Source organism: Streptomyces massasporeus (assembly GCF_014648995.1).
GTDB classification, from domain to species: domain Bacteria; phylum Actinomycetota; class Actinomycetes; order Streptomycetales; family Streptomycetaceae; genus Streptomyces; species Streptomyces massasporeus.
On the sequence record NZ_BMSE01000006.1, the window covers coordinates 340,749 to 353,931 of the forward strand.

General features: G+C 70.7%; 13 protein-coding genes. 5 read left to right on the forward strand and 8 right to left on the reverse strand.

All coding sequences use genetic code 11. From position 1 onward, the window contains the following. Position 1: 1 nt before the first annotated feature. Positions 2-901, reverse strand: coding sequence for a D-alanyl-D-alanine carboxypeptidase family protein (locus IE153_RS17300; protein WP_189590557.1), 900 nt, complete (start codon positions 899-901; stop codon positions 2-4). 207 nt (positions 902-1,108) lie between these two features. Here IE153_RS17300 and IE153_RS17305 point away from each other — a divergent pair, with 207 nt between their 5' ends. Continuing rightward, the gene (locus tag IE153_RS17305) at positions 1,109-1,759 is read left to right on the forward strand and encodes a GntR family transcriptional regulator (protein ID WP_031110740.1); all 651 of its coding nucleotides are present in this window, start codon (positions 1,109-1,111) and stop codon (positions 1,757-1,759) included. Next, a complete protein-coding gene (locus tag IE153_RS17310) occupies positions 1,756-3,051 on the forward strand; it encodes an MFS transporter (protein ID WP_189590558.1) in 1,296 nt (431 codons plus the stop codon). Before IE153_RS17305 ends, IE153_RS17310 begins: the two co-directional genes overlap by 4 nt. Positions 3,052-3,057: 6 nt before the next feature. On the opposite strand, the gene IE153_RS17315 is transcribed toward IE153_RS17310, so the two are convergent. After that, positions 3,058-3,795, reverse strand: coding sequence for an SAM-dependent methyltransferase (locus IE153_RS17315; RefSeq protein ID WP_189590559.1), 738 nt, complete (start codon positions 3,793-3,795; stop codon positions 3,058-3,060). Positions 3,796-3,987: 192 nt separating this feature from the next. Then, on the reverse strand, positions 3,988-4,812 hold the full coding sequence (locus IE153_RS17320) for a maleylpyruvate isomerase family mycothiol-dependent enzyme (protein ID WP_189590560.1): 825 nt from the start codon (positions 4,810-4,812) through the stop codon (positions 3,988-3,990). 181 nt (positions 4,813-4,993) lie between these two features. Between IE153_RS17320 and IE153_RS17325 the strand changes: the two genes are divergently transcribed. Then, positions 4,994-5,791, forward strand: a complete 798-nt coding sequence (locus IE153_RS17325; protein ID WP_189590561.1) for a carbon-nitrogen family hydrolase — start codon at positions 4,994-4,996, stop codon at positions 5,789-5,791. Positions 5,792-5,800: 9 nt separating this feature from the next. Here the strand turns inward: IE153_RS17325 and IE153_RS17330 are convergent, their stop codons facing one another. Together IE153_RS17330 and IE153_RS17335 are read right to left on the reverse strand one after the other, a co-directional pair. Next, positions 5,801-6,292: an LURP-one-related/scramblase family protein gene (locus tag IE153_RS17330; RefSeq protein WP_189590562.1), complete on the reverse strand. Its 492-nt coding sequence runs from the start codon at positions 6,290-6,292 to the stop codon at positions 5,801-5,803. Beyond that, complete coding sequence (locus IE153_RS17335; protein WP_189590563.1) at positions 6,289-7,293, reverse strand: GlxA family transcriptional regulator; 1,005 nt, start codon at positions 7,291-7,293, stop codon at positions 6,289-6,291. The genes IE153_RS17330 and IE153_RS17335 overlap by 4 nt, the downstream gene beginning before the upstream one ends. Positions 7,294-7,345: 52 nt before the next feature. Here IE153_RS17335 and IE153_RS17340 point away from each other — a divergent pair, with 52 nt between their 5' ends. Together IE153_RS17340 and IE153_RS17345 are read left to right on the forward strand one after the other, a co-directional pair. Then, positions 7,346-7,738 (forward strand): cupin domain-containing protein, encoded by a 393-nt coding sequence (locus IE153_RS17340; protein WP_189590564.1) that lies wholly within the window; start codon positions 7,346-7,348, stop codon positions 7,736-7,738. A 57-nt stretch (positions 7,739-7,795) separates the two neighbouring features. Beyond that, entirely contained in the window at positions 7,796-9,601 is a 1,806-nt protein-coding gene (locus IE153_RS17345) for an NHL domain-containing thioredoxin family protein (protein WP_189590565.1), read from the forward strand. Between the two features lie 12 nt (positions 9,602-9,613). Here the strand turns inward: IE153_RS17345 and IE153_RS17350 are convergent, their stop codons facing one another. From IE153_RS17350 to IE153_RS17360, 3 genes are all read right to left on the reverse strand, one after another. Beyond that, positions 9,614-9,868, reverse strand: a complete 255-nt coding sequence (locus IE153_RS17350) for a DUF6458 family protein (protein ID WP_030846811.1) — start codon at positions 9,866-9,868, stop codon at positions 9,614-9,616. A gap of 88 nt (positions 9,869-9,956) precedes the next feature. After that, positions 9,957-11,255, reverse strand: coding sequence for a M18 family aminopeptidase (locus IE153_RS17355; protein ID WP_031104339.1), 1,299 nt, complete (start codon positions 11,253-11,255; stop codon positions 9,957-9,959). A 76-nt stretch (positions 11,256-11,331) separates the two neighbouring features. Continuing rightward, positions 11,332-13,158 (reverse strand): acyl-CoA dehydrogenase, encoded by a 1,827-nt coding sequence (locus IE153_RS17360; RefSeq protein WP_189590566.1) that lies wholly within the window; start codon positions 13,156-13,158, stop codon positions 11,332-11,334. Positions 13,159-13,183: the final 25 nt, after the last annotated feature.

Sequence of the window (13,183 nt, forward strand, 5' to 3'; positions counted from 1 at the left end):
CCTACCTGCTGAAGCCGTAGTTGAGCAGCTTCGTGGCGTCCGACTTGCGGGCGTCCAGGCCGGTCGAGGCGAGCACCGTGCCGATGACCGTCTTGCCGCTGCGGGTGGCGGCGAAGACCAGGCAGTACTTCGCCTCCGGGCCGGATCCGGTCTTCACGCCGATCGCGCCGCTGTAGCTGCCGAGCAGCGGGTTGGTGTTCTCCCACGGCGCCATCGTCCGCGTGCCGCCGGACTTGGTGGTCGTCTTCGCCGTGTACTTCTTCGTCTTGACGACCGTGCGGAACGAGGAGTTCTTCATCGCGGCGCTGGCGAGCTTCGTCAGGTCGCGCGGCGTCGAGTAGTTGGCGCCGTGGCCGATGCCGTCGAACGAGTCGAAGTGGGTGTTCTTCAGACCCAGGCTCTTGGCGGTGGTGTTCATCTTGCCGATGAACGACTTCACGCGCGCCGAACGCGTCGAGCCCGAGCCGAACTTGTCGGCGAGCGCGTACGCGGCGTCGCAGCCGGACGGCAGCATCAGCCCGTACAGCAGCTGGCGGACGGTGACCTTGTCGCCGACGATCAGCTTCGCGTTGGACGCGTAGTTGTTGTCGACGATGTAGTCGCTGTACGCCTTCTGGATCGTGACCTTGCTGTCCATGTTCAGGTTCGACTGCTTCAGCACCACCAGTGCGGTCATGATCTTGGTGGTCGAACCGGTCGAGCGGCGGGTGTCGGCCGCCTTGGTGTAGAGCGACTTGCCGGTCGCGTTGTTCATCACGTAGCCGCCCTTGGCGGCGATGGAGGGCGCCGAGGCGGCCTGCGCCGGCGCGACGGTGAGGGCACCGGTCGCGAGCATGGCGCCGGTGGTGACGGCGACGGCCGCGGCTCTGCGGAGACGAGTGCCCTTAATGCCGGTTATCAACTGAAGTACCCCGATTGCGTCGAATGCCCCAACGGTGCGGCCGAGTTAGGACGAGGGGAAAGGGGCCGCACGTGTCTGACTCGTAACTAGCACACGAGGTTGTGCTGTTGCCGAGCCGGACCCCCGCTTTGCCACAGATGTGTGACATACAAGTCCGCATACTGGACGTATCTCTTCATGCGTACCTGTTGTATCTATGCTGTCCGCATGACCTTGGCCGTGAAGCAACCGCCCGCCGCCGATCGCGTCTACGCCCATGTCAAACAGGGCGTCCTGGAGCGCCGCTACGAGGGCGGCACCCTCCTCACCGAGGGCGAGCTCGCCGAAGCCGTGGGCGTCTCCCGCACACCGGTCCGCGAGGCGCTGCTCCGGCTGGAGGTCGAAGGGCTGATCCGGCTCTACCCGAAGAAGGGCGCCCTCGTCCTGCCCGTCTCCGCGCAGGAGATCGCCGACGTCGTCGAGACCCGGCTGCTCGTCGAGGAGCACGCGGCGCGCAAGGCCGTACCCGCGCCCGCCGGGCTCATCGAGCGCCTGGAGGAGCTGCTGGCCCGGCAGAAGAAGCAGGCCGCCGCCGGGGACCTCGCCGGGGCCGCCGTCACCGACCGCTGCTTCCACGCCGAGATCGTCCGCAGCGGCGGCAACGAGATCCTCTCCCGCCTCTACGACCAGCTGCGCGACCGCCAGTTGCGGATGGGCGTCGCCGTCATGCACTCCCACCCGGACCGCATCGCCAAAACCCTCGCCGAGCACGAGGAGATCCTCGAAGCGCTGCGCTCCCACGACGCGGAGACGGCCGTCGGCCTCGTCCACCGGCACATCGGCTGGTTCTCCCACCTGGCCCGGGGGGAGGTCCGATGAGCGCCGTCGCGATACCCGGCGACCCGCCCGGCGGCCGCCGCGCCCTGGCCGTCTGGGGCACGGGCGTCTCCGTCTACTTCGTCGCGGTCATCTTCCGCACGTCCCTGGGCGTGGCCGGCCTCGACGCCGCCGACCGCTTCCACGTGAACGCCTCCGCCCTCTCCACCTTCTCCATCCTCCAGCTGCTGGTCTACGCGGGCATGCAGATCCCCGTCGGTCTGCTGGTCGACCGGCTCGGCACCAAGAAGGTGCTGGCGCTCGGCGCGGTCCTGTTCACCGCCGGACAGCTGGGCTTCGCCTTCTCCCCCTCGTACGGCACCGCCCTCGCCTCCCGGGCGCTGCTCGGCTGTGGTGACGCCCTCACGTTCATCAGCGTGCTGCGCCTCGGCAGCCGTTGGTTCCCGGCCCGCCGCGGTCCGCTGGTCGCCCAGTTCGCGGGCCTGGTCGGCATGGCGGGCAACCTGGTCTCCACGCTCGTCCTGGCCCGGCTGCTGCACGGCATCGGCTGGACGGCGGCGTTCGCCGGCAGCGCGGCGGCCGGTGCCGTGGTGCTCGTCCTGGTGCTGCTGTTCCTCAAGGACCATCCGGAGGGCCACGAGCCCGAGCCCCTCCCGCACCAGGGCGCGGCCTACGTACGACGGCAGATCGCCGCCTCCTGGCGGGAGCCCGGGACCCGGCTCGGCCTCTGGGTGCACTTCACCACCCAGTTCCCGGCGATGGTGTTCCTGCTGCTGTGGGGCCTGCCGTTCCTCGTCGAGGCACAGGGGCTGTCCCGTGCGGTGGCCGGCGAACTCCTCACGCTCGTCGTCCTGTCGAACATGGTGGTCGGCCTGGTCTACGGCCAGATCGTCGCCCGGCACCACGGCGCGCGGCTGCCGCTCGCCCTCGGCACGGTCGGCACGACGGCGGTCCTCTGGGCGGTGACGCTCGCCTACCCGGGCCCGCACGCCCCGATGTGGCTGCTGATCGTGCTGTGCGCGGTGCTCGGGGCCTGCGGACCCGCGTCGATGATCGGCTTCGACTTCGCCCGCCCGGCCAACCCGCCCGAACGGCAGGGCACCGCCTCCGGCATCACCAACATGGGCGGCTTCGTCGCCTCCATGACCACGCTGTTCGCGATCGGTGTGCTCCTGGACGCCACCGGCGACGACTACTCCCTGGCCTTCTCGGTGGTGTTCGTCCTCCAGGCCGTCGGCGTCTCCCAGATCCTGCGGCTGCGCGGGCAGGCGGCACGGCGGGAACGGGAGCGGCTGGTGGCCAGCCGGGTGGAGACGGTGCACGTGCCCGCGTGACGTCCGTCAGGCGGTCGGCACGAGGGTGAGGTACGCGAGGCCGAGGACGCCGCGGTAGGCGAGCCACCGGGCGCGGTGCCGGTCGACGCGCTGCCGTGTCTCCTCCGCCAAGGGGTGACGGGGGTGCTCGGCGAGCCACACCTCGGTGTCCGCGAGGTACCCCGACTCGAACTCCTCCCACTCGTCGAGGCTCGCGGTCTCCGTCCACTCCGGCCGGAACCGGGCCTCGATCGCCAGGTCGATGAGCGTCGCGAGGTCGTGGTGGTCGGTGACGGCCGCGTCCGGCCACATGCGGGACAGTTCGTCGGGGGTCGGGGTGCGCTGCCAGAAGCCCTCGCCCAGCAGGACGCGGCCGTGGTCGGTGACCAGGCGGCGGAGTTCTCCGAGCGCCTCGGGGAGCCGGTCGCCGAGGGCCTGGCTCGACCCCACGCACAGCACGAGGTCGGCGGGGCCGCGGGTGGTTCCGGTGGCGGACTCCTCCAGGAAGCGGGCTCGGGACGCCAGTCCGCGGTCAGCGGCGGCCTTGCGTCCTCGGGCCAGGTCGTCGGTGTCCAGGTCGATGCCGGTGCCGGTCGCCTCCGGCGCGGTGGCCAGGACGCGGAGCATCAGCTCGCCCGAGCCGCAGCCGATGTCCAGGACCGTCGTGGGGTGGTGGCGGGTGAGGCGGCGTACGAGGGCGTCTGCGCGGGTCTCGGAGAGCGGGCCGTGGAAGGTGAGGCGGGTGCGGTGGGGTGGTGTGGTCATGCCCAGGACGGTAGGGGCCGGGGTGGGGCGACGGCATGGGGTTTTCGGGCCCTGGAGGTGGGCGCTGGGGCCGGGTGGGTCCGCAGCCCGGCGTCGCGGGGTGCCGCTCTCCTTGGGACGGGCGCCGCCCTGGGCGGCTCGCATGCCCGCAGAGGGGCGGCTGCGCATGCCCGCAGCTGGGTCGAGTCGTCCCTACTGCGTCACCCTGAAGTGGTTGAGGATCGCCGCCGTCAGGTCCGGGTCGCCCTCCGTCTTCAGCCGGTCGGACACCGACTCCGCGGTCACGCGGCCGCAGGCCAGGCGGACGTACGTCTCCCAGTCGAGCGTGAGGGTCGCGGCGGGACCGAGGGCCGGAGCCGTTTCCAGGGTGCCGCGGCCCTGGATGTCGACGCGGATCGTGCGCAGGAACTCCACGGGCCCGTGCACGTCGAAGACGATCGCCGAACTGCGCGGCGCCTGCGCGTCCTCGGCGACCACGCGGGGGAGTTCGCCGAGCAGCACGTCACGGGCGACCAGCGCGCCGGGGGAGTCGAGGTTGCCGGGCCGGCCGAGGGCCGTGCGCAGGTCCTGCTCGTGCACCCACACGTCGAACGCGTGCCGCCGCATCGACTCCTCGAGGGTGAGCTCGCTGCCGAGCGGCCCCCGCACCTTCGTGCCCGGGTCGCGCGACTCGTTCCGCAGCTGCCGGTTGCGGCGGATGATCACGTACTCGAGCTCGGAGGTCATCTCCGGCGCCGTGTGGTGGCGGCGGACGTCGACCTGCATCTCCATGTAGCGCTGGTGCTCGTTGGTGACGTGGAAGAGGTCGCGCGGGAGGCTGTGGATGGGCCGCGGGTCGCCGAGCATCTCGCAGTCCAGGCCGATGACATGGGAGACCACGTCCCGCACCGACCACCCCGGGCACGGCGTCCGCCGGTTCCACTCGGCCTCCGGGAGCGGCTGGAGCAGCTCGGATATCGCTTCGATGGAGTGGGTCCAGGCGTCGGCGTAGGGCTGGAGGGTGGGATGCAGACTCACGGAACGGGACCCCTCGGCGGTTCGGTCACGGGCAGGTGGTGGCGGCGTTGCCAGTGGGAGGTGGCGGCTGTCGGCGGGCGTCTTGCGAGCTAAGTTACGCTGCTGTGAGGCACCCCGGCAGTGCTTTCGTGTGACGATCGTAGGCCCGAGTGGACGGCTCGAATGCCAGGACGGTGGTAGTGTGCGCGCCTCTGTGATCCAGATCGCCGTAAACGAGGACGAATCGGTCGAAGCGCGCCGCCGACGCGTGGCGGCGTCGGTCCGTGAGCAGGCCGGGGCCGACCTCGTCGTCCTGCCGGAGCTGTGGACCACGGGTGCCTTCGCCTACGAGGAGTTCGGGCGCGAGGCCGAGCCGCTCGAGGGGCCGACGTACGAGGCGATGGCGAAGGCCGCGAGCGACGCGGGTGTGTGGCTGCACGCCGGTTCCATCCCGGAACGCGACCCTGACGGACCGCTCTACAACACCTCCCTCGTCTTCTCCCCCTCTGGGGATCTGGCCGCCGCCTACCGCAAGATCCACCGCTTCGGCTTCGACAAGGGCGAGGCCGTGCTGATGGGCGCGGGCACGGAACTGGTGACGGTGCGTCTGCCCGAGACGACCCTGGGCCTGTCCACCTGCTACGACCTCCGCTTCCCCGAGCTCTTCCGCGGTCTCGTCGACGCCGGTGCCGAGACGCTCGTGGTGTCGGCGGGCTGGCCGGAGCGCCGCCGGTCCCACTGGACGCTGCTGGCCCAGGCACGGGCCGTCGAGAACCAGTCGTTCCTCCTCGCCTGCGCAACGGCCGGGACGCACGCCGGAGTTCCCCAGGCAGGTCACTCGATCGTGGTCGACCCGTGGGGCGAGGTGCTGGCTCAGGCCGGTGCCGGCGAGGAGGTCCTCACGGTGGAGTTCGACCCGGGGAAGGTCGCGGCGACCCGGGAGCAGTTCCCGGCGCTGAAGGACCGGATGCTGGGACTCCGGCCGCCGCGCAGGCCCTGACCGGCGCTCTCAGTCCTCCCGTTCCTTCTCCGCCAGGTGGATCACACACACGGCCACCGCGATCAGCAGCGCCGGATCCGCGTCCTCGCGGACGACGTCCACACCGTAGGTGTCCCGTACGGTCAGCCGCCGCCGGGAGATCACCGCGAGCAGCTCCCCGTCGTACTCGACGGCGAACTCCCGGTCGAGGATCTTGCCGCTGACGTCCAGCTCGTTGCCGTCGGCCAGGGACACCCGGTAGTGGTTGCGCAGCAGCGACAGCCGCTTGCGGCGGATCGTCGCCAGCGGCTCCCCGCTCCGCTGGAGCACCATGGTGTCGCGCAGGGCGAGCATCTTCTGGTGGATGTCGACGAGGACGCGCCCCTGGGTGTCCTTCAGTTCCCAGGTGTCCCGCAGCCGCAGGGCCTTGCCGTCGACGAGGAACACCTTGCTGCCGTGCTCGTCCTCGATCCAGTAGTCGTCACCGAAGCCGAGGAGCCGGTCGTACACGAGGAATCTCATGACACCAGGGCTTCCCCGCCGCCCGGTCCGAAACGCCGTCTGTAGGCCGACGGGCTGAGGCCGGTCGCCCGCCGCAGGCGCGTGCGCAGGTTGGCGGCCGTACCGAGCCCGCTCCGGGCCGCCACCACGTCCAGCCGCTCCTCGCCCCGCTCGATCAGCCGGCAGGCCAGCGCCACGCGCTCCCCCGTGAGCCACGCGAGCGGGGTCGTCCCGAGCTGGGCGCGGAAGCGCCGGTGCAGCGTGGCGGGGCTGACACGCGCGCGTGCGGCCAGGTCCGCCACCGTCAGCGGATCGCCCAGCCGCTCCTGCGCCCATGCCAGCAGCGGGGCCAGCGACTCGTCCCGGACCTCCGGCACCGGCCGCTCCACGAACTGCCGCTGCCCGCCGTCCCGGTGCGCGGCGAACACCAGCCGACGGGAGACGTGGTTGGCGATCTCCGCGCCGTGATCACGCCGCCAGATGTAGAGCCCGAGATCGAGCGCCGCCGCGCTGCCGGCGGCCGTGAGGATGTCGCCCTCGTCCACGAACAGCACGTCCGGCTCCAGCAGTACCTTCGGGTGCAGCCGGCGGAACGAGTCCGCCCAGCGCCAGTGCGTCGATGCCCGCCTCCCGTCCAGCAGCCCGGCCTCGGCGAGAGCGAAGGTGCCGGTGCAGAAGCTCACGACCCGGGCGCCTCGCGTGTGTGCGCGCCGGATCGCGTCGAGCACGTCGGGGCCGCGCGGTACGACGTTGTCCGGCCGGCCAGGCACGAGAAGCGTGTCCGTTCGGTCCACCGTGTCCAGGCCCGGGAGGCCGGTGAGCGTGAAGAAGCCGTGGTTCATCCGGACCTCCGGGGTGGGCCCGCACAACGTCACCTCGTACAACGGCCCCGGCAGACCCAGCTCGGGTCGAGGCAGCCCGAACAGCTCGGTGGCCACGCCGACCTCGAAGGGGTTGGTGCCCTCGTCGACGATCACGGCGACCCGGTGCGCAGACTGCGCCTGCGAGGATCCTTGCGGCATGTGCGATTCCTAGCACTCGTGCGGGACGGGCGGAACCCCGCAGGATTCCCTCATGACCAAGGAACCCGTCTCCCTCGCCCACGCTCTGGCCTCCTTCTCCGAGCAGTGGAGTCCCCGCATCGTCACCGCCGTCAACGACTACGACGTCCGCGTCGCCAAGGTCGAGGGCGAGCACGTCTGGCACGTCCACGACCACACCGACGAGTTCTTCCTCGTCCTCGACGGCGAATTCCACATCGGCCTGCGCGAGGCGGCGGGCGAGCGCACGGTCGTCCTGCCGAAGGGCAGCGTCTTCACGGTTCCGCGCGGCACCGAACACAAGCCGTACGCCCCGGTCCCCACGACGATCCTCATGTTCGAACCCACCGGCACCTTCACGGTCGGCGACCGTCACGAGGCGGTCCCGGACCACGTGGACGCCACGACGGGGCACGCGCTGGCCTAGAGGCTTCGCCGAAGGATCGTACGGAGGAGCCTGCGACAGGTGTGATTGGCTGGAGCCATGGCACAGCGCGCACGTGTCCGCGCCCCCGAGCTCATCGGCAAGGGCGGCTGGATCAACACCGGTGACGAGGAACCCGGCCTCGTGGAGTTCCGCGGCCGGATCGTCATCCTTGATTTCTGGACCTTCTGTTGCGTGAACTGCCTGCACGTCCTCGACGAGCTGCGTGAGCTGGAGGAGAAGCACCGGGACACGGTCGTCGTCATCGGGGTGCACTCGCCGAAGTTCGTGCACGAGGCGGAGCATCAGGCGGTCGTCGATGCCGTGGAGCGGTACGGGGTGGAGCATCCGGTGCTGGACGACCCGGAGCTCGCCACCTGGAAGCAGTACGCCGTGCGGGCCTGGCCGACACTGGTCGTGATCGATCCCGAGGGGTACGTCGTCGCGCAGCACGCCGGTGAGGGGCATGTGCACGCCATCGAGCGGCTGGTCGGGGAGCTGGAGGCGGAGCACTCGGCGAAGGGGACCCTGCGGCGGGGCGACGGGCCGTACGTGGCGCCGGAGCCGGAGCCGACGGTGCTGCGGTTCCCGGGCAAGGCCCTGTCGCTGCCGTCCGGGAACTTCCTGGTGAGCGACACCACCCGGCATCAGCTGGTCGAGCTCGCCGGGGACGGCGAGAGCGTGGTGCGCAGGGTCGGGTCGGGGGAGCGCGGCTTCACGGACGGGACCGGTGACACCGCCGCCTTCAGCGAACCGCAGGGACTCGCCCTGCTGGACGACGGCTCCGTCGTCGTCGCCGACACCGTCAATCACGCCCTGCGGCGGCTGGACCTCGCCACCGGTGAGGTCACCACCCTCGCCGGTACGGGCCGGCAGTGGTGGCAGGGCTCACCCACCTCGGGTCCGGCCCGCGAGGTCGACCTGTCCTCCCCGTGGGACGTCGCCCGGTGGCAGGGCAAGGTCTGGATCGCCATGGCCGGTGTCCACCAGCTGTGGGCGTACGACCCGCAGGACGGGACGGTCTCGGTCACGGCCGGGACGACCAACGAGGGGCTCGTCGACGGGCCGGCCGGCGAGGCCTGGTTCGCGCAGCCGTCCGGGCTGGCCGCCACACCCGAGCGGCTCTGGCTCGCCGACTCGGAGACGTCCGCCCTGCGCTGGGTCGAGCCGGACGGTTCCGTGCACACCGCCGTCGGCACCGGCCTGTTCGACTTCGGCCACCGCGACGGCGCCGCCGGACAGGCCCTGCTCCAGCACCCGCTGGGCGTCACGGCCCTGCCGGACGGTTCGGTCGCGGTCAGCGACACCTACAACCACGCCCTGCGGCGCTACGACCCGGCGACCGGCGAGGTGACGACCCTCGCCACGGACCTGCGCGAGCCCAGCGACGCGGTGCTCGCCGGCGACGACATCGTGGTCGTCGAGTCGGCCCGCCACCGTCTGACGCGGCTGAGGCTGCCGGAGGAGGCGGTGAAGGTGCCCGAGGTCGCTCACCGCACGCAGCGGGAGGCCACCGAAGTCGCCCCCGGGCAGCTCCGGTTGGACGTGATCTTCCAGGCCCCGGCAGGCCAGAAGCTGGACACCCGGTACGGCCCTTCGACCCGTCTGCTCGTCTCGTCCACGCCGCCGGAGCTGCTGCGCGGCGGCGAGGGCGCGGGGACGGACCTGTCCCGCGCCCTCGAACTCGACCCCGCCGTACCGGAGGGTGTGCTGCACGTGTCCGCGATGGCCGCCTCCTGCGACGACGACCCGGAGAACGAGTACCCGGCCTGCCATGTCCACCAGCAGGACTGGGGCGTGCCCGTCCGTCTCACCGAAGCGGGGACGGACCGGCTTCCACTGGTGCTGGCCGGGATGGACGCCTGAGAATCCCGGGCGTCACACGCCGTATCCGTCGCTGTAGCCGTCACGGCGGTGGTGGACCGCCGGGTCCTCGACGACACCGGGCGTCGTCGGGGGCACCACCACGCGCCGGCGCCTGGCGATGCTGCTGAACGTGGTGACGCCGATCAGTCCGACGATCATCAGGATGATGCCGACGAGGTCGAGGTTGACCCCCTGCATGTCCCAGTCGGTCGCGAACGTGAGGATGGCTCCCACGGCGATGAGGATGATGCATCCGCCGAGGCCCATGTGTGTCGCCTCCCTGTACGGTCCGGTCGTTCCGGTCCCGGAACACCGAGTACCCCTGAAGGGAACACCCATGCGGTGACGGCCCGTTCTACCTCTCCAGGAACGCGGTCAGGGCGCCCGCGAGGAGGAACGGGTCGTCGGCGCCGCACAGTTCGCGCACGCTGTGCATCGACAGGATGGCCACGCCGATGTCGACGGTCTTGATGCCGTGCCGCGCGGCGGTGATCGGGCCGATCGTGGTGCCGCAGGGCATGGAGTTGTTGGAGACGAACGACTGGAAGGGCACGTCGGCCGCCTCGCAGGCCGCCGTGAACTCCGCCCGTCCCGAACCGTCCGTGGCGTAGCGGTTGTTGACGTTGACCTTGAGGATCGGGCCGCCGTTGACGCGGGGGTGGTGCGTCGGGTCGTGCCGCTCCGCGTAGTTGGGGTGGACCGCGTGGCCCGTGTCGGAGGACAGACAGACGGTGCCGGCGAAGGCGCGGGCGCGGTCCTCGTAGGAGCCGCCGCGGGCGAACACCGAGCGTTCCAGCACGTTGCCGAGCAGCGGCCCGTCCGCGCCGGTGTCCGACTGGGAGCCGTTCTCCTCGTGGTCGAAGGCGGCCAGGACCGGGATGGAGGCCGGCTGCGACGAGGAGGAGGCGACGGCCGCGAGGGCGGCGGTGCCGGCGTGCACCGACAGCAGGTTGTCCATGCGCGGGCCGGCCAGCAGCTCGCGGTCGCGGCCCAGGTAGGCGGGCGGTTCCACGGAGTGCGTCATCAGGTCCCAGCCGGTGACCTCCCCCGCGGGGATGCCGGCCGTCTCCTCCAGGAAGGCGATCAGGTCGCCGTCGCGGACGTCGCGGCCGAGGCCCCAGACCGGCTGCATGTGCCGCTGCTTGTCGAGCTTGAGGCCGTCGGCCGTCACCGAGCGGTCGAGGTGGATGGCGAGCTGCGGGACGCGCAGCAGCGGCCGGTCCACGTTCACCAGGCGCGTCGAGCCGTCGCGCAGGGTCAGCCGGCCCGCGATGCCGAGATCGCGGTCCAGCCAGGAGTTGAGCAGCGGTCCGCCGTAGATCTCCACGGCCACCTGGCGCCAGCCGTGCGCCCCGGTGTCGGGGAGCGGCTTGACGCGCAGGTTGGGGGAGTCGGTGTGGGCGCCGACGATCCGGAACGGCGTGTGGGGTGCGGCGCCCTCCGGCACGTACCAGGCGACGATCGCGCCGCCGCGCAGCACGTACTTGCCGCCGCTCGTCCCGTCCCACGCGTCCGTCTCGGCGACCTGCTTGAAGCCGGCCTTCTCCAGTCGCTCGGCGGCTGTGGCCACGGCGTGGTACGGCGTGGGGCTCGCCGCCAGGAAGGTCATGAGGTCGTCGGTGTGGCCGCGGTCGAAGCGGGCTGGTTCGGTCATGGGTTCACCTTAACGACGGACGAGGGCCCGTTCCCGGCGTAGGGGAACAGGCCCTCGGACAGAGGACGTGAGGGATCTAGAACGCGGCCTCGTCCAGCTCCATCAGGTCCAGCTCGACGCCCTCGGAGACCTTGCGGGCCAGGGTGACGCCCGGCAGGACGTTCGCGGCGAAGAACTTCGCGGCGGCGATCTTGCCGGTGTAGAAGGCCTTGTCCTTGGCGGAGGCCGTCTCGAGCTTCTCGGCGGCGACGGAGGCGCCCTTGAGCAGCAGGTAGCCGACGACGACGTCACCGGAGGCCATCAGCAGGCGGGTGGTGTTGAGGCCCACCTTGTAGATGTTCTTGACGTCCTGCTCGGTGGCGGCGAGGTCGGTGAGCATCAGGCCGACGATGGCCTCCAGCTCGACGGCGGCCTTGGCGAGGTGCTCGCGGGCACCGGCGAGCTCCTCGCCGCCCGTGCCGAGCGCCAGGAACTTCTTGATGTCCTCGGCGAGGGAGTTCAGCGCGGCGCCCTGGTTGCGGACGATCTTCCGGAAGAAGAAGTCCTGGCCCTGGATGGCCGTGGTGCCCTCGTAGAGGGTGTCGATCTTGGAGTCCCGGATGTACTGCTCGATCGGGTACTCCTGGAGGAAGCCGGAGCCGCCGAAGGTCTGGAGCGACTGGGCGAGCTGCTCGTAGCCCTTCTCGGAGCCGTAGCCCTTGACGATGGGCAGGAGCAGGTCGTTCAGGGCCTCCAGGGCGGAGACGTCCTCGCCCGCGGCTTCCTTGATCTGGATCTCGTCCTGGACGGAGGCCGTGTAGAGCACCAGGGCGCGCATGCCCTCCGCGTACGCCTTCTGCGTCATGAGCGAGCGGCGCACGTCGGGGTGGTGGGTGACGGTGACCTTGGGCGCGGTCTTGTCCATGAAGTTCGCCAGGTCGGGGCCCTGGACGCGCTCCTTGGCGTACTCCAGTGCGTTCAGGTAGCCCGTCGACAGCGTGGAGATGGCCTTCGTGCCGACCATCATGCGGGCGAACTCGATGATGCGGAACATCTGGCGGATGCCGTCGTGCTTGTCGCCGATCAGCCAGCCCTTGGCGGGGTGCTGGTCGCCGAAGGTCATCTCGCAGGTGTTGGAGGCCTTGAGGCCCATCTTGTGCTCGACGTTCGTGGCGTAGACGCCGTTGCGCTCGCCCAGCTCGCCGGTCTCGAAGTCGAAGAGGTACTTCGGGACGAGGAAGAGGGACAGGCCCTTGGTGCCGGGGCCGGCGCCCTCGGGGCGGGCCAGCACGTAGTGGAGGATGTTCTCCGACATGTCGTGCTCACCGGACGTGATGAAGCGCTTCACGCCCTCGATGTGCCAGGAGCCGTCCTCCTGCTGCACGGCCTTGGTGCGGCCGGCGCCCACGTCGGAGCCCGCGTCGGGCTCGGTGAGCACCATCGTGGAGCCCCACTGCTTCTCCGTGGCGAACGTGGCTATGTGCTTCTGGACCTCGTTGCCCTCCTCGAAGAGGATGCCGGCGAAGGCCGGGCCCGAGGAGTACATCCACACGGCCGGGTTGGCGCCCAGGATCAGCTCGGCGTAGGCCCAGATCAGGGAGCGGGGCGAGGTGGTGCCGCCGATCTCCTCGGGCAGGCCCAGGCGCCAGTACTCGGAGTCCATGAAGGCCTGGTAGCTCTTCTTGAAGGACGCGGGGACCGGCGCGGTGTTGGTCTGAGGGTCGAAGACCGGCGGGTTGCGGTCGGCGTCGATGAAGGACTCGGCCAGCTCGTTCTCCGAGAGGCGCGTCATCTCCTCCAGGATGCTCTTCGCGGTCTCGACGTCCATCTCCTCGAACGGACCGGTGCCGTACACCTTGTCGCGCCCGAGTACCTCGAAGAGGTTGAACTCGATGTCGCGGAGATTCGACTTGTAGTGCCCCATGGTGACGGCTCCCGGCTCCGTAGAG

Coding starts and splice junctions, on each gene's coding strand:
- IE153_RS17305 (WP_031110740.1), top strand. CDS start 1,109: ATGACCTTGGCCGTGAAGCAACCGCCCGCCGCCGATCGCGTCTACGCC.
- IE153_RS17310 (WP_189590558.1), top strand. CDS start 1,756: ATGAGCGCCGTCGCGATACCCGGCGACCCGCCCGGCGGCCGCCGCGCC.
- IE153_RS17315 (WP_189590559.1), bottom strand. CDS start 3,795: ATGACCACACCACCCCACCGCACCCGCCTCACCTTCCACGGCCCGCTC.
- IE153_RS17330 (WP_189590562.1), bottom strand. CDS start 6,292: ATGAGATTCCTCGTGTACGACCGGCTCCTCGGCTTCGGTGACGACTAC.
- IE153_RS17335 (WP_189590563.1), bottom strand. CDS start 7,293: ATGCCGCAAGGATCCTCGCAGGCGCAGTCTGCGCACCGGGTCGCCGTG.
- IE153_RS17340 (WP_189590564.1), top strand. CDS start 7,346: ATGACCAAGGAACCCGTCTCCCTCGCCCACGCTCTGGCCTCCTTCTCC.
- IE153_RS17345 (WP_189590565.1), top strand. CDS start 7,796: ATGGCACAGCGCGCACGTGTCCGCGCCCCCGAGCTCATCGGCAAGGGC.
- IE153_RS17350 (WP_030846811.1), bottom strand. CDS start 9,868: ATGGGCCTCGGCGGATGCATCATCCTCATCGCCGTGGGAGCCATCCTC.
- IE153_RS17355 (WP_031104339.1), bottom strand. CDS start 11,255: ATGACCGAACCAGCCCGCTTCGACCGCGGCCACACCGACGACCTCATG.
- IE153_RS17360 (WP_189590566.1), bottom strand. CDS start 13,158: ATGGGGCACTACAAGTCGAATCTCCGCGACATCGAGTTCAACCTCTTC.